This is a genomic window from Ruegeria sp. AF1, assembly GCF_056542125.1.
The window spans coordinates 21,738-41,902 of sequence record NZ_JBQFZG010000014.1; the positions used below are offsets into that span (position 1 = coordinate 21,738).

Sequence of the window (20,165 nt, forward strand, 5' to 3'; positions counted from 1 at the left end):
CAGCCCGGTCCGAGACTGCAGTACCGTGTTTCCCAAAGCGCCTCAATTTTTGGTCATTTGCGGTATTGTTGAGGGTATTATTTATAAATCCAAGTCAGGAAAATTCTTGTCATTTCGGACGTAATGCTTGCCGAAACGACGCCTCGGCCAGTTCCGCGCCCTTGTCCCAACTGAACCGTGAAGCCTGTGCCAGCGCCTTTTGCGAAAGATCGGTCCGCAGGCCCGGTTCGGTCAGTAAACGGGTGGCCTGATCTGCCAGTGCCTGACTGGACAGGGGGTCGAAATACAGCCCGCCATCGCCCACCACCTCGGGCAGGCTGCCGCAATCCGAGGATAAAACGGGGGTACCGCAGGACATCGCCTCAAGCGCCGGCAGACCAAACCCCTCCCAGAGCGAGGGGAAGACCAGCGCATCGGCTGTGTTGAGAAGCAATGCAAGCTGCTCGTCGTCGATCTCACCGGTGAAGATGATGCTCTCGGACCGCGCCGCATCGGCAGCAGCGCTGGCCTTGAGGTCTTCGACATTGTCCCAGAACCGCGCGCCGGTGGTGCGCCCGACAATGGCCAGGCGTGCATTTGGCACACGCGCCAGGATTTCAGGCATCGCCTCGATCAGCCGCAACACATTCTTGTGCCGGTTGAAGCCACCCACATAGACCAACAAGGGCGCGTCGGGCGGGATATCGTATGTCTGACGCGTCTGTGCCAGAAGCTGTGCGTCGTGGATTTGCCGAAAGACCGGCTCAGCCCCTTCGGTGATAATGTCGGTGCGATCTGCGGGGATGCGCAGAATACGTTCCAGATCATTGGCGGATGCCTGCGAGATTGTCATGATCCGCGTTGCCTGTTTCTTGGCCAGCCAGCATTTCGCCTGCCACAGGCGGAAGTTCAGTTTCTTGGGGAAGATGAGATCGGGAAACCGTTCAGGAATGGTGTCATGAAAACACACGACCGAGGGCCGTCGGATCAGTTGCGGAAAATAGGAATAGACCGCCGGATAGAAGAACAGATCGCATTCCATACGCTGTGCGGATCGGGCCATGGTGATCAGATCGGCCCCACCGCGCGCCGAGGCCCCGGAGGACGCCTCTGACATCGACTTGTCCGACCCGGCAATCCGGATATCGACACCTTCGGGTACAGGCCGCGTCGGTTCCTGATCGAACAGCAACGTATAGCGAAAGCCCGATTGCCGGGCCGCCAGGGCAGGGATCAGATTGCGGGTGAAACGTCCAAAGCCACGTTCATTTTCCCAGGAACTGGCGTCTACACCAATATGCAGCATGTTTTTGCCTTGATAGCAGCCCCGAAATCCGGGCCATGCGGTTGCGTTTTAAATAATGGCATGGCGTTAGCCAAACCGGCCCCGCAAATAGTCTGCTGTCGCCGCCAGACCTTTTTCAAGCGAGTAGTCGGGCTGATAACCTAATCGCTCCTGTGCATGTACGATGCTGCACCTGCCCTTGGCAGCAAAAAGTTCCAGCAGGTGCCGGTCGGGATAGGCGGCACCATCGCCGGAGGACACGCGCCTTTTGATGGCACGCACCAGCGCTTCGAACCGTTCCCGCCCCAGCAGCGTACGGCCAAGCGCTCCGATCCGGGCCGCAACCGAGAGGGTCTCGGGACCCGCATCATGATCGGGTTCGGGGCCCAATCGGTCCGAGAGGGTTTGATACGGTTCCAGGCGGAGCTCGCCTTTGCCGATGATCCGCGAATAGCCGGATAAAAGGTCGGACCAAGCCACCGGTTCAGGCCCGGAGATGATAAAGCGTTCCTGCCCCAGATCCGCGAGAACTGCCGCCCTGAGAATGGCCTGTACCACATCGTCGACGAACACACCGTTACACAGGCCCAGGGGCTGCGGCAGGACTTGTGTTCCTGTGGCCAGGTTTTCCGTCAACTGATCCGTCCACAAGGCGCTGCCGGGCCCGTAAATCAAGGTGGGTTGAAGGATGGCGGCCGGGATGGGTCCAGCCATCAGCTGTTTCTCCATCTCGATCTTGGCCTGGCGGTACGGGCTGCCACCAGAGCGTTGCACCGGACTGGTTTCATCCAGATCCGCGTTGGGCCAGACATCATAAACCACGATGGAACTGGTATGGACGATCCTGCCGATGCCAGCATCCTGTGCCGCGCTGAACAGTGCGGCAAAATCTGACAGGTTCTTCTCGGAAGTGGCCCGCACGTCATAGGCCAGATGCACCAGTATGTCGTGGCCGCGCAGGGCGTCTGCAATCGCATCCCGATCACCAAGTGCTGCGGTGACGACAGTGACGCCCATTGCTTCAAGGCCTTTCGCGCCATGGCGGCTGCGCAACAGGGCTGTTATCCGCGCCCCGCTTTCCAGAAGGGCCGAAACCAGGCGCCCCCCGAGAAACCCTGTCGCGCCGGTGACAAAGACTGCCTGCCCCCGCAGTTTTTCTGATCCGGTGAAGTTCACTGTTGCCAATCCTTCTTCAATTCAAATCTAGGCATGAAATCGTTGCGCCTCAGAAGCCTAGCGCAGGGTGGTTGCGCATGCTACTCCGCTAACAGATGATCTGCTGTTATAGATGTCCGGGGTGTAACACCCCAAGGTTTTTGAGTGAGGAATTTTATGAGGATCGGTGTGATCGGCGCAGCCGGCAAGATCGGGCAGATGCGCGTGCAGACCATTATCGACAACCCTGACACCACGCTTGCCGCCGTTATGGATATGGACATGGACCGCGCCGAAGCCGTGGCCAGTGGTGCGCCAGCCTTTACCGATGCAGACAGGTTTTTTGATGCCGACATGGACGCGGTCATTATTTCGACTCCGGCACATGTGCGCGAACCTTTGTGCCTGACCGCGTTTGAGCGGGGGTTGCACGTGCTGGCGGAAAAGCCACTGGCCACCACGGCCGAGGCCAGCCGCAGGATCGTTTTAGCAGCCCGGGCGGCGGGCAGGGCTCTGGGCGGCGGATTCAACATGCGCTATTACCCAGCCTTCTCTTACGTGAAAGATATCATCGGATCGGGCCAGATCGGAGAGGTCGATCATGTGCGCATCTATGGTGGCCATGAGGGTCTGACGAAATTCGTGCATGACTGGGAATACAAATCCGAGATATCCGGGGGTGGCGCGCTGTGGGATGTGGGGATTCACATGACCGACATGGCCCGCCATATGCTGGGCGAAATCACCAGCGTTTATGGTGTCGCCACCGAAAAGGTCTGGAACGAGCCCGGCTCTGAGGACAACGCGATGGCGATCTTCAAAAACCCCGAGGGCATTCCGGCGATGTATCAGGCGACCTGGACAGACTGGAAAGGTTATAAAAGCCAGGTCGAGGTCTATGGCAGCAAAGGCATGGTGCGCGGCGCCTACGCGCCGATGGAAACGCTGCTGATCACCATGGATCGCCCGGGCGGCAGGCCCATCCGTCAGCATCGCCGCTATCCCGGGATCATGCTGCGGGAAAAACTGAAATCCTGGAAGACTACGGCGTTGCTGTCTTTTGCAGATGAGCTGCAGGAGTTCGTTGGCCTTTGTGCGGGTCGGACAGGTTTGCGCATTTCCGATGGTCACGCCGCCCTGCGGGCGATCGAGGTTGCCGATGCGGTGCGCGAAAGCAGTGCAACCGGCCAGCCTGTGACGCTCAAGGCGCTGGGGGACATGGCCGCATGACCTCTAACCGGTTTCCAGACGACGCTTGGCATCCCGACCGGGCATTGTCAGTATCTGCCGTGAAGAGGCAGGTTTTTTTCAGTTGCAGGAGCTTGCGGTGACAGATCATCCAACGCTTTCCATTGTCGTGACGATTGTCGATGGCGGCTCTTACCTGCGTGACTTCCTGCTGTCGGTTGCCGCATTCGAAGACCCGCCGCCGCTGGACATCATCGTGCCATATGACGCGAGCGTCTCAGACGCCGCTGATTACGCGGCGGAGTTCCCGGATGTAAATTTTTTGGACCTCGGGATCATCACGCCCGCCCGCCCGCTTACTTCTGAGGCAGGTCAGCATGAGCTGTTTGACCGCAGGCGCGCAGCCGGGCTGGCGGCTGCCACTGGTGACGTGATCGCGATCCTCGAAGATCGTGGTCATCCACACCCGGACTGGGCCCGCACCGTCATGCGCCTGCATGCGGAAACCGGAAAGAACGTCATTGGCGGCGCCATCGACTGTAAGGAACCGGTCTCGCTGCTGAACTGGGCGTTTTATGTGACCGACTTTGGCCGCTACGGCCTGCCGTTCGATAGCGGCCAGGCGGAATGGGTTTCAGACGTGAATGTGACCTACAGCCGGAAAGCGCTCGAGGCGACCCGCCATCTGTGGAAAGAACGCTTTCGCGAACCGGTCGTTCATTGGTTCCTGATCGAACAGGGCGAAGAGTTGTTGCTGTCCAATGAGCTGGTTGTCGACCATGTCCGTCCTCCGGCTCGGCTGCGCCAGTTGTTGCCCGAGCGCTTTCACTGGGGGCGTCTGTTTGGCCATATCCGGGCGATGCATATGAGTGGTCCGAAACGGCTGGTTTATATCCTGTCCAGCCCGCTGATCCCACCGGTGCTGTGGGTGCGCCACGGTCTGACACAGGCGGGCAAGGGGCGGCTTTTGCGATACTTAGCAGCACTGCCCTATATCATCATCCTGACCATCGCCTGGACCTGCGGCGAGGTCTGGGGCTACATCACGCGCAGGCCCTGAACGATGCAGGCACCCGGACCAGAATACGATGTCATCGTCATTGGCTCCGGCGCAGCCGGTGGATGGGTTGCGAAGGAAACAAGCGAGCGCGGTTGCCGGACATTGATGCTGGAGGCCGGGCGCGCGCTGGATCCTCAGGGTGATTTTCCCGACAGCGACCGTACGGGTGGATCCCGTGTCAGCATCCTCAGCCGTGTCATGGCGATCCTGCGGGGGCAGCATGTGCAGGCACGCTGCATGTCCTTCACACCTCTGACCGAACATCTGTTCGTCAATGACCGGCAGAACCCCTACACCACACCGTCCGGTGCCCAATTCAACTGGTTCCGCTCCCGTCAGGTGGGTGGGCGGCTGCATCTTTGGGGGCGTAACGCGCTGCGCCTTTCGGATCAGGAATTCAAGGCGGCCGAGCAGGATGGTTTTGGCGACAGCTGGCCAATTTCCTATGCCGATCTCGATCCCTGGTACGGTCGGGTTGAGCAGTTTCTGGGTGTTGCGGGGGAGGCGGCGCAGATTGAAAATCTGCCCGACGGTATCTACGACGCCCCTCACCCGCTGACCAAAGCGGAACGCCGGATCATGGTCGAGCTTGCGCAGAAATGGCCGGATCGGCCCGCCACCACTTGCCGGATCATCCGACATGTGCCCTCACGGACACCTCTGCCGCTGAGCGCGGCGCAGGCAACCGGGAATTTCGAACTGCGCAGCGGGGCGGTGGTTTCAAAGATAGAAACCGATGCACGGACGGGCCTGGCAACTGGCATCCGGTACATCGACGCGGTCAGTGGTCAGGAACACACCGTGACGGCGCGGGTGATAGCGGTTTGCGCCTCGACCATTGAATCCGTGCGGCTTCTACTGAATTCTCACGGGCCACGACATGAGCGGGGGCTGGGTAATTCATCGGGCAATCTGGGTCGCTACCTGTCGGATCATCTGATGGTTTTCCGGGCGGGCACCCTACCTGAAATCGAAGGTCTGGGGCCGGATCATGATCCTTATGATTTCGGCGCCCAGTCCGGCATTTATATACCCGGTTTCCGTAACCGTGGGGGCCAAGAGGATTGTGGGTTCCTGCGCAGCTATTCTTTGCTGGGGTCCGTTGGGCGGATCGAGCCCGGCTGGTTTTTCATGGCAATCGGAGAGGTTCTGCCGCGTGCTGAGAACCGGGTGGAGCTTGACCCAACCAAACGCGATATCTGGGGCATCCCCGCGCCAAAGGTCACGCTGCGCCATTCCGATAATGAACGTGCAATGGTGCAGGACATGAAAGACACGCTGAAGGACGTGTCACAGACTTTTGGTCTGCCCGATGACCTGCTGGGGCGTGAAAGCCTGATATCGAAACTGGCCTATAAAATGGCCGGGCCGCTGGTCTATACCCCCGACGGGGCCTTGCAGCCGGGGTCGTCGATCCACGAAACCGGAGGAGCATGTATGGGTGATGACCCAGCTCGACATGTGCTGAACAAAGATCTCGAAGTCTATGACTGTCCCAATGTCCATGTCACGGATTCGGCGTCGTTTCCGACCAATCCTTTCCAGAATCCGGGCCTGACCATCATGGCCTTGTCCGCCCGTGCGGGCGCGCGGATCGCCGAGAAAATAGCAACAGAACGGGAGCGCGATATATGACGGAGGAACAGGCGTCAGCCGCGTAACCGTCCCACCAGATCGTAATAGGTTTTTTCAAACTGATGATGCACCCAATCCGGGTCGAACCGATCTTCCCTGCTGCGTTTTAGGGCGTTTTTCGCAAGGGTTTTCCGGTGCCCTTCGTCTGACAGGACATCTGCAACAGCCGTGCAGATCGCAGCGACATCACCGATAGGCACCACTGCACCGACGCTGTTGTCGATCAGCTCGACCACGCCGGAACAGGCGGTGGCCACGGCGGGTGTTCCGGCCTGAAACGCTTCGGCGATGGTGAAAGGCAACGCCTCCCACCGAGAGGTCAGCAGGAATAGATCAGCCGCCCGAAGATGACGGATCGGTTTGTCTGTTCGGCCGATGAATTGCAGGTGCTTGCCAACACCTTTTTCCTGCGCCAGAGCATGCAGTTTTACCTCATCCGGCCCGTCGCCGGCGACGACAAAGCGATAGCCGGGGTGGGTCTGCTTCATCCGGGCGACACAATCGATCAGAATATCGATCCCCTTCTGCGGCTGCAGACGGGCCAGCGTTAGGATCACCCGCTCGCCATCCCCAAGCAGCTTGGCTCGCAATTCGGCGATATCCTCGGCGCTGTCCTCGGGCGGAGGCGAGACGCCCAAGCCGATCACCTTTAACTTTTCCTTTGGCACGTTGCCGATGGTCACCAGATCGTCAGCCGAGCGATGACTGGGCGTGATTACCAGATCGCATTTAGCGGCGATCTGGCCAAAGGTGGCAATTCGATTTGGTTCCGATCCGTGATAGGTGATGGCAACCGGAATGCGTCGCCCGGTGCGGGCCAGGCTGGCAACCAGTGCCGGTGCGGATTCATGGCAGTGGATCAGATCGACCGGATTGTCCGCCAGCCAGCGCCGCAAGCGCCAGGCCGCGACTGCTGTATGACGGAGCCGGTTGACGATGCTGCCGCCTTCGCCCGCGACATAGCGGGTGGGCAGGTCCAGAAATCCGGCGCCCCGATCCGGACCCGCCCAGATATCGGCGGTGCCCGCCAGCGTGATGCGATGGTTCCTTGCCTCCAGCCAGTCGCTCAGCCCGAGGATATGCCGGGTGATGCCGCCCATGCCAAACTGGGAACCCATTTCGACAACATGGAGGGGATTTGAAGAAGGGGCGGTCTGCATTTTTGTGTAGGTCTGAGCCAAATTTCTCAACAATCGGGCAATCATAACACGCGCACGGTATTTGCCCATGTCATGAAGGCGGATCACGGCAGCTTGCAATCATCTGAAGCAAGCCCGCAACACCGGGCGCGAACCGGGCAACTGCGTGGCTTGTGTCTTTCGATTGTGACGAGGATCGTGTTTGATACCGGAAAGTTATTGGTAATCTGGTACAATTCGCATGCAGTCTTTGCGCATTCTGATGTTCACCACATTTTACCCGCCATACTCCTTCGGCGGCGATGCCGTGGGTATTCAGCGCATGGCCCGGGCGCTGGTAGCGCGGGGGCATGACGTGACGGTGGTGCATGATGAGGACAGCTATCTGATCCTTGGCGGCAAACCACAGCCCGAGGGCGACCCGGACGGGGTCCGGCGGATCGGGTTGCGCAGTCGCAATGGCATGATGTCGAACCTGCTGACCCAGCAGCTTGGCCGCCCGGTTGTCCATGCCGCCCGCATCCGCGAGATACTGGCCGAGCGGAAACTGGATATCATCTGGCACAACAATACCTCTCTGATCGGTGGGCCCGGCCTGTTGCCAATGGGCGAGGGGCTGAAGATCTATGAGGCGCATGAGCACTGGCTGGTCTGCCCCACGCATGTGCTGTGGCGGCACGGGCGCGAGCTGTGCGATGACCGCCAGTGCCTGCGTTGCGTGCTGAACTACAAACGCCCGCCTCAGCTGTGGCGCTATACCGGTGCGCTGGACCGGGCGCTGGATCACATGGACCTGATCATCGCCAAAAGCGAATTCAGCCGGGCCAAACATCGCGAGTTCGGCCTACGGCAGGAGATGCAGGTGCTGCCCTATTTCCTGCCCGATCTGGACCAGGACGCCTTGCCGGAACCCGCCGCGCATGACCGTTCCTATTTCCTGTTTGTCGGACGGCTGGAAAAAATCAAAGGGTTGCAGGATGTGTTCCCGGCCTTTGATCGTTATCCGGATGCCGATCTGCTGATCCTTGGTGATGGCGATTACGCGGATGAGCTGAAGGCACAAGCCGCAGGCAATGACCGGATCAAATTCCTGGGCCGCAAGGCACCTGACGAGTTGAACGCCTATTACCGCGGCGCGCTGGGGCTGATCGTACCGTCGGTCTGTTACGAGACATTCGGCATCATCCTGATCGAAAGCTTCCGGCTGGGCACACCGGTGATTGCCCGGCGGCTGGGCCCGTTCCCCGAGATCGTCGAGCGGGCCGGGGGTGGGTCGCTGTTTGAAACCGAGGATGAGCTGATCGATGCGATGCGCGATCTGCAACACCAACCCGACCGGCGCGACGTGCAGGGGACCGCTGCGCGCAAGGCGTTTGTGGATATCTGGCACGAAACTCGGGTGCTTGAGGCGTATGGAGCGGCATTGGCCCGCGCGGCACACGGCAAAGGCAACCGCGCGTTGGGCGCGGCGTTGGAGGCCGGGGCGTTTGAGTTTGGAGCGATGAATCAAATGCCCACCGGGCTTGCGTGCACGCAGGAAGGATTTTCAAATGGCGTACGGTAGAACTTCGGGCAGATCAGAGGGGGATTCATTTGTGAGAGGAATGCTCCGATGGGTGCTGCGACTGTTCTGGGCCATCCTGTCTGGTGTGCTGGTGATCTTCGCGCTGCTGGCTGGCTTTCTTCTGCTGCTTGTGATTGCGAACACGGCGCTGCGAGATCTTGAGGTTACAATGCGGGCAACCACAGAACAGGAGCAATTGCCTGAACCCAATCTGTCAGGCTTGCAACGGGCGGCGCTTTTCGCAACGGCGCAGTTTCTTCCGTTGCATCAACCGGGATTTCAGATGGTCACGCCTGGCCGGATTTTCCGGGACTGCGTGGACTGCCCGGAAATGGTTGAGGTTCCCAAAGGGTATTTCCTGCTAGGTTCTCCGATTTTCGAAGAGGGGAGATATGCGCATCTGTTTAGTCACACACCTCTTCGGGCACAGTTGAAATTGGCAAATCGGGAAGGTCCGCGGCGTTTGGTACGCATTCCGCGCGCATTGGCATTTTCCCGTTACGAGATCACGTATGGGCAATGGCGCCAGGCGCAGGAAGATCCGGAATGGGCGGCGATAACGGGGCAAGATCCGTATTTGCCCGATTTGGACGCGGGCTATCGCGACGACCAGCCCATGACCCTGATCGATTGGAGTGACGCGAACGCCTATGCGGATTATCTGAGCGCCAAGACCGGGCAAACCTACCGCCTGCCAACAGACGCGGAATGGGAATATGCTGCCCGGGCTGGAACTGTGACGCGGTTCCCATGGGGGAACGACATCGGAAAAAACAACGCTAACTGTATCAACTGCTCGTCTCTTTGGCCGGATCGTAAGCCGGGGCCTGTTGGTTTGCATCCACCCAACGACTTCGGTCTTTATGATATGCATGGCAATGGCTTTGAATGGGTCGAGGATTGTTATGAAGCCTATCATGATTCTGTAACGATCGATGGCTCTGCATTTGTGCGGGAAGCTTGTGAGTTTCGAACCGTTCGAGGGGGTGGTCCGTCGTCACCGGCCTGGCAGAACCGGTCTGGATTTCGGGTTGGTCCGCACTATTACAATCGTGGTCATGGCCATGCCATTCGCCTTGTTCGAGAGTTGAGCTAGACGAATGGTATGGTGTCAGGGGGCCAGCATTCCGATCCGGTGGGCGTTGGCCATGACCGAGAAAGTGATGGTTGTGGCCGGGATGCTTGGCAGGCATGAGGCATCGACCAGATGTACCCGTGACAGCCCTTTCGGCCGCCCCAGAATATCCGACTGCCCCGCACCAGGCGTTTTAGTCATGGGAACCGAGCCGCCCACGTGAAAGCTGGATCCCACATCGCCGGGGCGACGGGCGAATCTCAGCGGCACAAGCCCTGCCAGCTTCAGGACCTGCCCCATGCGTGCCGTGGCGCGCGCCATGACCTGTTCGGTTTCGTCATTACCTTGCACGGTCGGGGTTAGCCGCCCGTCTGCGGCCATCGTCAGATTGATCCGGGCGGAATGGGCAGAATGTAAAAACGCCTGCGCCACGACCAGTCGTTGCGCCAGCAGCCTCCATAATGGGGCCGATCCGGGCAGTTTCGAGCCATAAGTATTGATCAGATCATGGGCATAGAACTCGTTCCAGGTATAGACCTGCGCGTGGACCAAATGCGGTGAGACCGCGGGGTTATCCAATTCAATGAAGATCTGCGGCAGGGTGTGATAGGGTCTTCGGTCCGGGCGCCGCGGCGCGCGCCAGCGGTGCAGGCTGGGCAGAAAGAAATGCTGACTGTCCTGCAGTTGCAAGCGGGCTGCGGAGTTCGGAGATGACGCCAGCATCAGACGCGCGGTTTCCAGAACCCCGGCGGCGACAAAGATACGGTCGGCTTGCAGGGTTTCGCCGTCCTCCAGCGTTACCGTGACATGACCCGGGCGTTCATCAAACTGGCGAACAAGACCGGTGCGATAGCGGAAATCCGGATTGTGACGCAGGACGTCAAGCGTTTGCCCGGACGCATAAATCAGACCCCAAGGACAGCCATGCAGGCACTGGCCGCAATATTGGCAACCGGGTTCAACGGCCAGCCGTGCAGCCCCGGCATGGGCCCCCAGTTTCGCAAGCCTCGCTGCTTGGCGATCCAGATGCGTCAGCATCCGTTCGGCTTGCGGCGATGGGGTCAGAGGGGCGCGATCCTGCATGGAAAGGGTGGGGAACAGAGTCTGCAATGCGTCCACCCGACCGCTGATGGGAAGGAATTCCGCAACCGCGCGGTAATGCGGTGACAGATCGTCAATTTCGATCGGCCAGTCGGCGATATCTTCGGCGCGGTTGGGCAAAACGGCCGAGCCCCAGAGATTGGACAGCCCACCTATGGCGTGTGAGGCGCGCAATCCGATCCGGTCAGGCGATACCAGCGTTTCCGCTCCTGGCACCATGGCAAAATCCGATCCGAACCGGCGCACCTGTCCGGGCGGCGTGTCGAACTGAGGAGTTTGCCAGGCTTTTACATCATCGGCGGACCAGCTTTCGGGATCGGCCGCGGCCAGCCTGTCACGGCGGGACTGTGCCGAGTCTTCCAGTCTGCGCCCTCCATCCAGCATCAAAACCTGTCGCCCCCGCGCCAATAGGGCCTTGGCCACGGACACCCCAGATGGCCCCGATCCGATGACCAGATCGGTCACGAGGTTGGGCCCGTCTGTGCCGGGGCAGGCGGCCTCATGCGGGAACCGGGCGCTTCATCTCGGCGACGATGTCATCGATGATCTGCTGCAGCGTTCGCATCGGGCGGAACCCGGTGGCACGCTGCAGTTTCGAAACATCGGGCAGGCGGCGCTGCATATCTTCGAAGCCTTCGGGATAGACCGTGTCGTAAGGAACACATTGAATTTCCGAGGCAGAGCCGGTCGTTCGGATGACCTGTTCGGCCAGCTCGCGGATCGTGACCTCCTGATCGGTGCCGACATTGAAGACGTCGCCGCGCGCCTCGGGCAGGGTCATCAGACGGCACATGGCCTCGACCACATCGGCGACATGGCCGAAACAGCGTGATTGTTCACCAGTGCCGTGGACCATCAGCGGCGCGCCTTCCAGTGCCGACTTGACGAAATTCGGTAGCACCATCCCATAGCGCCCGGTCTGACGCGGACCGGTGGTGTTGAAGAACCGCAGCACCGTGACCGGCAGGTCGGATTCACGCGCGTGGGCCAGTGCCAGAAACTCGTCCAGTGTCTTGGCGCAGGCATAGGACCAGCGCAAATTGCGGGTGGCGCCGATGGTCAGATCGCCTTCTTCCTGAAAGGGGAAATTGGTGCTTTTGCCATAAACCTCGGAGCTGGAGGCGATGAACGTATGCGTCTTGTTCACCAGCGCGGCATCCAGCACGTTCTCTGTCCCCGCCACATTGGTCAGGATCGACCGGCTGGGTTCGTCCATGATCAGCTTGACCCCGACGGCCGCCGCCAGGTGGAACACCACATCCGCCGGATCGACCAGTTCAGCGACCAGTCCCCGGTCAAGAATACTGCCTTTGACAAAAGTGAAGTCCGGGTGGTCCGCGACAGAAGCCAGATTGGACATCAGCCCGGTCGACAGATCGTCAAGGATCGTGACCCGATGCCCTTCACCGATCAGACGTTCCGTTAAATGGGAGCCTATAAACCCGGCGCCGCCGGTAATCAGAATATGCATTTGTTTGTACCAGTCACTGTGTAAGAACCAACTTTACCACGATTTTCCCTGCACCATCGCACGGATGCCGCGCATTGCCCTGCGGGCCGTCAGATAGGGCCCGCCGCGTCCGGCAAGATGCGCCTTCCAGCGGGCGATGTTGTTGAAATAGAACATCTCGAGCCGGGGCAGGTCATAGATATCATCCCCTGCTTTGGCCACGCCCAGACGGGTGCCGACCGAGGTGTCGTAATGCTGCGCGATCTGTCTGAGAACGCTAGAGTTCGACGCGCCATAAGGCGGTGCGAAATGCCGGGTGGGCTGGCCAAGCCGGGCGGCAATGTCCTGACCGGAACCGCTGACTTCCTCTTCCAGCATGAGCGCATCCAGCGTGGTGAGATCGGGATGAGTGACACTATGCGCGCCAAAACAGACCCCTTCAGCTGCCAGCGCCTCGACCCTGTCCCAGCCCATCAGCGGGCGGGCAGGGATATTGCCTCCGGCCCAGCTGTCGCTGCCGCCCATCAGCCCCGAGGGCAGATAGACGATCGGGCAGAAGCCGTGATCGCGCAGGATCGGCCAGGCGGTATCGGCGAAATCTTCAAACCCGTCATCGAAACTGATGATGACCACGCGGCGGGCAGGCGGGTTGGCCAGCGCGTCCGGTGTGACCACCGGCAAGCCGGACGCGGCCAGCGCCTGCATCTGTGCCGCAAAGATGTCGGGCGCGATCGAGGTTGGCCCCGGCGCATCCGAGATCGAATGATACATCAGGATATCGGCCTGCCAGGCGGACATGGGTCAGTCTTCCACCACATGGGTGGCAAAGACCTCGCGATATTTGTTCCATTTCGCGCGGTCGACATGGCCCTTCTCATCAATGCAATCCGCCGCGCCGTAAGCCATGGCAAAGGCGTGATGGGTATTATCGTGGGCGAACAAGCCCTGTCGTCCAAATACGAGCAATCCGTCCAAATCAGAGAGCCACTGATCCACCGTATCGAACCGCTCTTCATAGCCCATATCGTAAACCGGATAGGCGTGGCTTAGCCGCCGGGTTTCGCAGCGGCGCACCGGCACGGTGACGGGCAGGCCCAGCTGACCCAGCCATTTAGTGAATTCCTGCCCCAGTTCCTCGTCGGACATGGACCACCATTTCTCATCCGGGTCGCAGGGCAGTTCGGCGCACAGCACGGTGACACCTTTCGGCGCGCCACTGGCGTTATAGTTCTTGGGCTCTGACATCCGGCTGATCGGGATCGACAGTTCCGGGAAGTAATGTGCATCGAACTCGGTGAACTGGTCTGTCTCCAGCACCAGGTACAGCAGGATCATGCTGCGGAATCGGATCGCGCGAGCCGCCTCGACCACCTCGGGCGGCGGCGCGCCGATCAGGCGGGTCAGCCCGGTCAGCGGGATGGTCGACAGGATCAGATCGCCGGTCAGGCGCCGTTCACCCTCGCCCTCGCGGATCGTCAGGCCGGTGATGTGGTTGCCGTCCCGCTCGATAGCAGTGATTTCGGTGTTGAACAGGAAAGTTGCCCCGTTGCTTTCCGCGCTGTTCCGCATCGCGTCCGAGATTTGCCCGAACCCCTTGCGCGGATAAAAGAACCGCCCGGCGGTTTCACTGCGCAGCCCCGGCAGCAGGCGCAGCATCTTCATCAGGATCTTGCCGACCGATCCGCTGCCGACCCGGCGCTCGGCCAGTTTCACGGCCAGCTTGTCCGGGTTCAGCCCCCACAGTTTGCGTACATAGGGGAAATAGAAATTGTCCGAAATCGTCGGCCCCAGCCCGTCATACAGCACGGTCGAGAATGTCTCGGGCCCGGTGCTTTTATTGCGGAACGGCTTCAGCACCATGTCCCCGATCAGTGACAGGGCAAAAGGCTTGGGCAGGCGCATCAGCGCGTCAGTCAGTTTCAGCGGGAAGTGGATCCATTTCCCACCCAGCCGGATGCGCCCGTGGCGCGGGCGCAGCAGCAGATCGTCCCCCAGCAGGGCTTTCACATCGGCCAGAACCTCGGGCTCTGCCGCCGGGTGAAACCGGTGCGAGCCATAATCGCAGATCACGCCCTCAATCGGGAAGGAAGCTGAATTGCCGCCCGCGATAGCGGCGCGTTCGATTACCGTTACGCGGGCCTGCCCGGTTAACGCATGGGCCGCGGCCAGCCCGGCCGGTCCGGCACCCAGTATGATGATCTCGGGCCTGTCGTTGCTGTCGGGTCGGGAAACATCCGTCACTTGCACTTTTCCTTTTGGGAATTTGCCGGGGTGCTGAACCGCATCCCGGACAGGGTCAGAACCAGCGCGCCAAGCCCGCCTGCCGTAAACAACACAACCTGCCAGACCAGCCCGGCGGCCACGACCGCAGGCGCGCTGGCGCCAAATGGGGTCAGAAACCCGGCCAGCGTGGCCTCGCGCAGGCCGAGCCCGTTCAGCGAGACCGGCAGAACCGCAATGATCTTGGCCAGCGGCCAGGCGAAAACCCACGGCCCGGCTGCCACATCGACACCCGCTGCGATGGCCAGCCACCAGGCCAGCAGGACCAGCACCAGCTGGGTCAGAACCGATGCGACAAAGGCAATGGCCAGCGTGCCGGGTTTGCGGCCCATCCCGGCCAGCGCATCGGCCAGGCGATGGGCAAACCCTTTGCCGGGCAGGGACGGGATATAGCGCCAGGGCAGAGGCAGCAGGCGCGGCATCGCGACCATCCCCGCCAGTGCGGCCAGCAGGATCAGGGCAACCGGCCAGATCATATGCCCGCCGGCAGCGCTTTCCCATGTCAGCACCAGACCCAGACAGGACAGGGTCAGCAGCGCGACCATGTCGATCAGCCGGTCAACGGTCGCGCCCGCGACGACCTGCGCACCGTCTTTCATCGCGGCCTGCGCCAGACCGGCCCGCACTGTATCACCTCCAATTGCGCCGGGCAGGCACAGATTGGCGGCCAGCCCGGCAAAATGGGCCCGGATGGCCAGCAGGGGAGGAAGCCCTCGGTTCAGCAGCAGCCACCATTTCAGCGCGGCCCCCACATGGGCCAGCAGGAACAGGGCCAGCACGCATAGAAAGACCCAGATCGGGATCGACTTCAGTGCCGTCACGATGGCCTCAGCGGGAAGCAACCAGAACAGGATCGCCAGCACCACGACCGACCCGGCCACCCGGATCAGCCAACGCCGTTGACTTGGGTCGGAAAGCAGCCTGCCGCTCATGTCACGGTCTGAGGTGCAGCCGCGAGATCATGTCGGCGATCAGCCCCAGTGACCAGATCATGATCGCTGCCAGGAATGAGAACACTGCAGTTTCGCTGAGGTTCCAGTAGAACATGTCGATAATGAACTTCACCGTGCCCAGCGTGAAAAATGCCAGACCTAAAGGGATAAACACCCGTAGCGGGTTGAACAAAGTGCTGATGCGCAGGATCAGGATGATGAAGTTCAGGAAGTCAATCGGACGGATTTTCGATTTGCCCACCCGTTTGCCGTATTCGATGGGCGTATAGATCATCCTTTTACCATTCGAGGTCATGCACAGCGTGATCGTGGTGGTGAACGAAAAGTTCTGCGGCAGCAGCGGCAGGAATGGGATCAGCTCGGATTTGCGGAACACGCGCAGGCCCGAGTTCAGATCGTTGATCTTGCGCTCGGCCAGAAATGAAGCGAAGGCGAACAGGAATTTCTTGGCCGGCCGCCGCAGCAGCGGCACGTTTTTCATCGCAGCACCCCGATCGCCCACCACCATGTCCTGATCGCGGCACATGGCCAGCATGCTTGGCAGATAGCGCGCAGGGTATGTGCTGTCGGCGTCCAGAATGGCCACATATTCATGCTGCGCCATCCGAACGCCGCGCTTGAGGCTGGCGCCATAGCCGGAATTGACATCGTTGAAGGTGACGGTGGCACCGCTCGCCTCGGCCTCGGCGCGGGTATTGTCCTGGCTTGCGTCATCCACCACGATAATTTCGTAAGGGATATTCAGCGGCTCGAGATGGGCGCGCACGTCTTCGACGGTGTGACGCACGGCATTTTCCTCGTTATAGGCGGGGATGACCACGCTCAGGCTCATGCCGGCGGTTTCCGATGCGATCAGCTCTTCAGATGTGGTGCTGCTCGTCACCATCGGCTCTGCGACTTTGTTCATGAAAATGAAAACCTTTTATTCACTTAATAGTCCCAGCCCCAGCCCCCGCTGCAAGATTTGCGTGGCGCATGGAACGTAACGGGCATAATTCCCTGTATTGCGTATAGTATTCGAACACGTACAGACTGAACATAGACAATAAATTTGACCAAATTCGACCGTTAAGGCGTCAAGTTTGTAATTACGTATATTGCACGCAGCAGGTGCAAGTGTTTGAGGCATGTGTCGCCTGGAACATGGCGGGGTGCGGGCAGCAGGAAGGAAACGGATGTCAGGGCGGCAGAGTTTCAGCAGCGGAGTTGCCTGGATGTCGGCGGGTATCTGGGTCGAACAGGCGTTCAACTTCATCATTTTTGCCATTCTTGCCCGTATTTTAGGGGTCGAAGCCTTTGGCCTGCTGGCGATGGTTGCGGCCTTTGTGCTGTTTTCCGAATTTCTGGTCCGCGAAACGATTTCCGACATTCTGCTGACCCGTGATGCGCTGTCACCAGAGCGGCTGAATTCGGTTTTCTGGTTGCTGGCGCTGCTCGGAGGTGTGTTGACAATTGCGCTTTATCTGGGCGCAGGGCTGGCCTCAAAATTCTACAATGAGCCGATTGCGGGCGAATTGTTGATAGGATTGTCCCCAACAGTTCTGATGATTTCGCTGACGGCAGTGCCTGTGGCGATCCTGCGCCGGGAAATGAAGTTCCGTGTTCTGGCCATCCGCGCAGCACTTGGCGCGGCGGTCGGAGGGGTTGTGGGAATTGGCATGGCGCTGACCGGGTACGGGGTCTGGAGCCTGGTCGGTCAGCGGCTGGCGATGACAGCGACCAATATCGTGATGGCCTGGGGCGCAGTGTCCTGGCGTCCGGCTTTTCACGCGTCGCGGGATCACATGCGCAGGATTTTGCATTTCAGCCACCGGATTCTGGGCCTGCGCGCGGCGGAACTGGCGGCGGTGCAATCCCCCGCGGTGATCATCGGCGCGATGCTGGGGCCGGTGCAGGCGGGGTATTACGCAATTGCCTGGCGGGTGATCGAGACGGCCTCGTTCCTGATTATCACACCGCTGCGCACCGTGGCGCAGCCTGCCTTTGGTGCGGCAGCAGGCGATGGTGGTCAGGCGACGGATTTGCTGATCGACGTCATGCGCCTGACCGGGTTTCTGGCCTTTCCGGCCTTTGCCGGGCTGGCCGTTCTGGCGGAGCCGGCGCTGGTTCTGCTGTTCGGTCAGAAATGGGCACCCGCCGCTCCGGTCCTGAGCCTGATGTCGGTGTTCGGCATGTATCTGTGTGCCGAAAAGGTGCAGCAGACCTTCTGTCTGGCCGCAGGTCAGGCCGGACGTCTCGCGATCCTGTCCTGGGTCGAGGTGGCGCTGGCGGCGGCAGTGATCGCGGTGCTGGCCCCCTATGGGCTACCGGTTGTCACAGCTGGTTTCGTGGCGGTCTTTCTGCTGATCTGGCCGCTCAAATTCGCCAATCTGGGCCATATTGCAAAGCTGCCCGGCTCAGCTTTGATGCGGCAGCATCTCGCACCGTTTCTGCTATCTGCAGGAATGGCTCTCGCAGTGTTTGGGATCACACGGCAACTGGATGGGATGTCTCAGATTTTGCGTCTTCTGATCGGCACTGCGACCGGAATTGTTGTTTATTGTCTGTTGGCTGTTCTGTTTTTGCGCGACAGGTTGCGTCTGCTGATCGCAATGGTGCGTATGAAAGAGGAAACAGATCCCGAGATTGACCCGCAAGAGGTCAGTGGATAGCACATACTAATGCGCTACCCATCCTGGTTGATGAGCGAAACAGGCAGCTACCAAATCGGTGCGCCGAGGCGGAAATTGACGGTCTTTTCCGTGCCGTTGGATTTTTTGAGGTGAGCGGTGATGTTATTCTCCGTCTCCGAAGGGAGCAGCTCAAAACTGGCGATGGCTCTGTCACCGTTCTGTGTGAATTTGACTGCCTGCACCTCATCGCCATTAATCGTGATCGCTGCAGCCTGAACATCAGGCTCACCGATCCGAAGTTGGATATCAAGGGCGGTGTCGCGCCGGAGTGGGGCGTCCATAATCAACCGGGCAACCGACGGTGGGGTGTCAATTGCAAAAGCTCTGGTTCTGTCGTGGGAATTGGGGCCAAAACGGTAATACGCGGTAAACAGAATACCCGCCAATAACAGAAGATAGCCCCACCGGGTCCATCCCATACCACGCCAGATGCGCCTAAGTGGGCCATTTTGCGTGGCATCAGGGGCAATTCTGGCCGCGAAAATCAGGGCGCCTGTAAGGGCAAGGCCGGTGGCAATCAGGCCGAGAATAATCCATAGCGCCATCGAGAACGCGCCGCCCCAGGTGCCGAAATGCAGCATATCCATCAAGGGCTTCCAATAGGTGAACCCTCCAATATCATCCGGCGTAAATGCCCCCAAAACGTCAAGCGTGACAGGATCTATGAACACGCTGCCTGGTCCGAAAAAGCCTGAATGGCCATCCAGGTTTCCGAAAAAGTTTATACTATCGGTCTTCTTGTCCGGCAGGAATACAAGAAACGGATCAAACCCAGGCAGTGCTTCCCGGGCCCGGGCTTCCGCCTGGTCGATAAGGGTCGCGTCAAGATTGGCGGGCAGAGCAACATCGCGGGGAACGGGGGGTTTGGGGTGTGGTCTGGTGCCATCGAGTCCCAGACTGCCCAGCAGGAAATAGAAGCTGGTAACGGCGGTCAGAAACAGCAGCGGCGCGGCCCAGAGGGCCGTCAGTCGATGCGTGCTGCCTGCCCATGATCGGAAGCCGACTGCGCGGCCAGGCCAGCGGAAAAACCCTTTCCAGAAGCGCCGATAGGTAATGAGGCCGCTGACAAGCTGAAACAAAAGCACGACCGACATGGCGCAGACCAGCATGAATACGATCCGCTGTTCGGTCAGGAACGTGTCATGAAGATCACGCAGGATGTTGCGAAAGCCCAATGGTCGTGTTTGCGCGACAACCGCGCCAGTGGTGGGGTCGGTCCAAAAGCTGACTTTCTCTCCCCAGCCTGTGTGGGCTGCCGTACGGTCCACGAACCAAGGGGCTGGTCGCTTATGGATGATAAAGATGCGACTTTCAGGGTGAGTCTCTTTGATACTGCCGTAAATTGCGCCAAAGCTGGCGGTGCGTTCTTCCTTGGTGGCGGTGGTCCAGATTGCCGTACGACCAACCGATTCAAGTTCGAAACCGGCAACAAGCAATGTGCCGGTCAGAAACATGAATGCGAAGAAAAGCGACAGATGCAGCCCCAGCCAGGTGTGGAGTTTGAAAAGTGAATTGCGGATTTTGCGGTTCATCTGAATGTTTATCTGTCTACAATATCTGGGAACACTAAGCCGAGTAACCGTGCTGGAAACAATGGCAAGATACTCTTGCCGCAGAAGAGGGGCGAAT

16 protein-coding genes are annotated in these 20,165 nt (G+C 59.8%); 6 read left to right on the plus strand and 10 right to left on the minus strand.

What is annotated here, in order from left to right:
* Positions 1-109 precede the first annotated feature (109 nt).
* Both ACR0BK_RS16180 and ACR0BK_RS16185 read right to left on the minus strand, forming a co-directional pair.
* Positions 110-1,285 carry a glycosyltransferase family 4 protein gene (locus tag ACR0BK_RS16180; protein WP_480555424.1) on the minus strand — a complete coding sequence of 392 codons (1,176 nt, stop codon included), beginning with the start codon at positions 1,283-1,285 and terminating at the stop codon, positions 110-112.
* 66 nt (positions 1,286-1,351) lie between these two features.
* Positions 1,352-2,440, minus strand: coding sequence for an NAD-dependent epimerase/dehydratase family protein (locus ACR0BK_RS16185; protein WP_480555494.1), 1,089 nt, complete (start codon positions 2,438-2,440; stop codon positions 1,352-1,354).
* Positions 2,441-2,608: 168 nt separating this feature from the next.
* On the opposite strand from ACR0BK_RS16185, the gene ACR0BK_RS16190 reads away from it, so the two are divergent.
* From ACR0BK_RS16190 to ACR0BK_RS16200, 3 genes are all read left to right on the plus strand, one after another.
* Positions 2,609-3,649: a Gfo/Idh/MocA family protein gene (locus ACR0BK_RS16190; protein ID WP_480555425.1), complete on the plus strand. Its 1,041-nt coding sequence runs from the start codon at positions 2,609-2,611 to the stop codon at positions 3,647-3,649.
* A 97-nt stretch (positions 3,650-3,746) separates the two neighbouring features.
* Entirely contained in the window at positions 3,747-4,667 is a 921-nt protein-coding gene (locus tag ACR0BK_RS16195; RefSeq protein ID WP_480555427.1) for a glycosyltransferase, read from the plus strand.
* 3 nt (positions 4,668-4,670) lie between these two features.
* Positions 4,671-6,302 carry a GMC oxidoreductase gene (locus ACR0BK_RS16200; protein ID WP_480555429.1) on the plus strand — a complete coding sequence of 544 codons (1,632 nt, stop codon included), beginning with the start codon at positions 4,671-4,673 and terminating at the stop codon, positions 6,300-6,302.
* Between the two features lie 14 nt (positions 6,303-6,316).
* On the opposite strand, the gene ACR0BK_RS16205 is transcribed toward ACR0BK_RS16200, so the two are convergent.
* A complete protein-coding gene (locus tag ACR0BK_RS16205) occupies positions 6,317-7,420 on the minus strand; it encodes a glycosyltransferase family 4 protein (protein WP_480555430.1) in 1,104 nt (367 codons plus the stop codon).
* A gap of 262 nt (positions 7,421-7,682) precedes the next feature.
* Here ACR0BK_RS16205 and ACR0BK_RS16210 point away from each other — a divergent pair, with 262 nt between their 5' ends.
* Positions 7,683-9,005 carry a glycosyltransferase family 4 protein gene (locus ACR0BK_RS16210; RefSeq protein WP_480555432.1) on the plus strand — a complete coding sequence of 441 codons (1,323 nt, stop codon included), beginning with the start codon at positions 7,683-7,685 and terminating at the stop codon, positions 9,003-9,005.
* Positions 9,006-9,045: 40 nt separating this feature from the next.
* Positions 9,046-10,101 carry a formylglycine-generating enzyme family protein gene (locus ACR0BK_RS16215; protein WP_480555434.1) on the plus strand — a complete coding sequence of 352 codons (1,056 nt, stop codon included), beginning with the start codon at positions 9,046-9,048 and terminating at the stop codon, positions 10,099-10,101.
* Between the two features lie 15 nt (positions 10,102-10,116).
* Here ACR0BK_RS16215 and ACR0BK_RS16220 read toward each other — a convergent pair whose 3' ends face one another.
* Genes ACR0BK_RS16220 through ACR0BK_RS16245 form a run of 6 tightly spaced genes read right to left on the minus strand, consistent with a single transcriptional unit; the run spans position 10,117 to position 16,771 of the window.
* A complete protein-coding gene (locus ACR0BK_RS16220) occupies positions 10,117-11,646 on the minus strand; it encodes a GMC oxidoreductase (RefSeq protein WP_480555435.1) in 1,530 nt (509 codons plus the stop codon).
* Between the two features lie 34 nt (positions 11,647-11,680).
* Positions 11,681-12,652 carry an NAD-dependent epimerase/dehydratase family protein gene (locus tag ACR0BK_RS16225; RefSeq protein ID WP_480555437.1) on the minus strand — a complete coding sequence of 324 codons (972 nt, stop codon included), beginning with the start codon at positions 12,650-12,652 and terminating at the stop codon, positions 11,681-11,683.
* Between the two features lie 33 nt (positions 12,653-12,685).
* Positions 12,686-13,429, minus strand: coding sequence for a polysaccharide deacetylase family protein (locus ACR0BK_RS16230; RefSeq protein ID WP_480555438.1), 744 nt, complete (start codon positions 13,427-13,429; stop codon positions 12,686-12,688).
* Positions 13,430-13,432: 3 nt separating this feature from the next.
* Entirely contained in the window at positions 13,433-14,872 is a 1,440-nt protein-coding gene (locus ACR0BK_RS16235) for a protoporphyrinogen/coproporphyrinogen oxidase (protein ID WP_480555439.1), read from the minus strand.
* Positions 14,869-15,843: a lysylphosphatidylglycerol synthase transmembrane domain-containing protein gene (locus ACR0BK_RS16240; RefSeq protein WP_480555440.1), complete on the minus strand. Its 975-nt coding sequence runs from the start codon at positions 15,841-15,843 to the stop codon at positions 14,869-14,871. Before ACR0BK_RS16240 ends, ACR0BK_RS16235 begins: the two co-directional genes overlap by 4 nt.
* Before the next feature lies 1 nt (position 15,844).
* Positions 15,845-16,771: a glycosyltransferase family 2 protein gene (locus ACR0BK_RS16245; protein ID WP_480520180.1), complete on the minus strand. Its 927-nt coding sequence runs from the start codon at positions 16,769-16,771 to the stop codon at positions 15,845-15,847.
* A 220-nt stretch (positions 16,772-16,991) separates the two neighbouring features.
* On the opposite strand from ACR0BK_RS16245, the gene ACR0BK_RS16250 reads away from it, so the two are divergent.
* The gene (locus tag ACR0BK_RS16250) at positions 16,992-18,515 is read left to right on the plus strand and encodes a lipopolysaccharide biosynthesis protein (RefSeq protein WP_480555441.1); all 1,524 of its coding nucleotides are present in this window, start codon (positions 16,992-16,994) and stop codon (positions 18,513-18,515) included.
* A 47-nt stretch (positions 18,516-18,562) separates the two neighbouring features.
* On the opposite strand, the gene ACR0BK_RS16255 is transcribed toward ACR0BK_RS16250, so the two are convergent.
* Positions 18,563-20,068, minus strand: coding sequence for a PepSY-associated TM helix domain-containing protein (locus ACR0BK_RS16255; RefSeq protein ID WP_480555442.1), 1,506 nt, complete (start codon positions 20,066-20,068; stop codon positions 18,563-18,565).
* Positions 20,069-20,165: the final 97 nt, after the last annotated feature.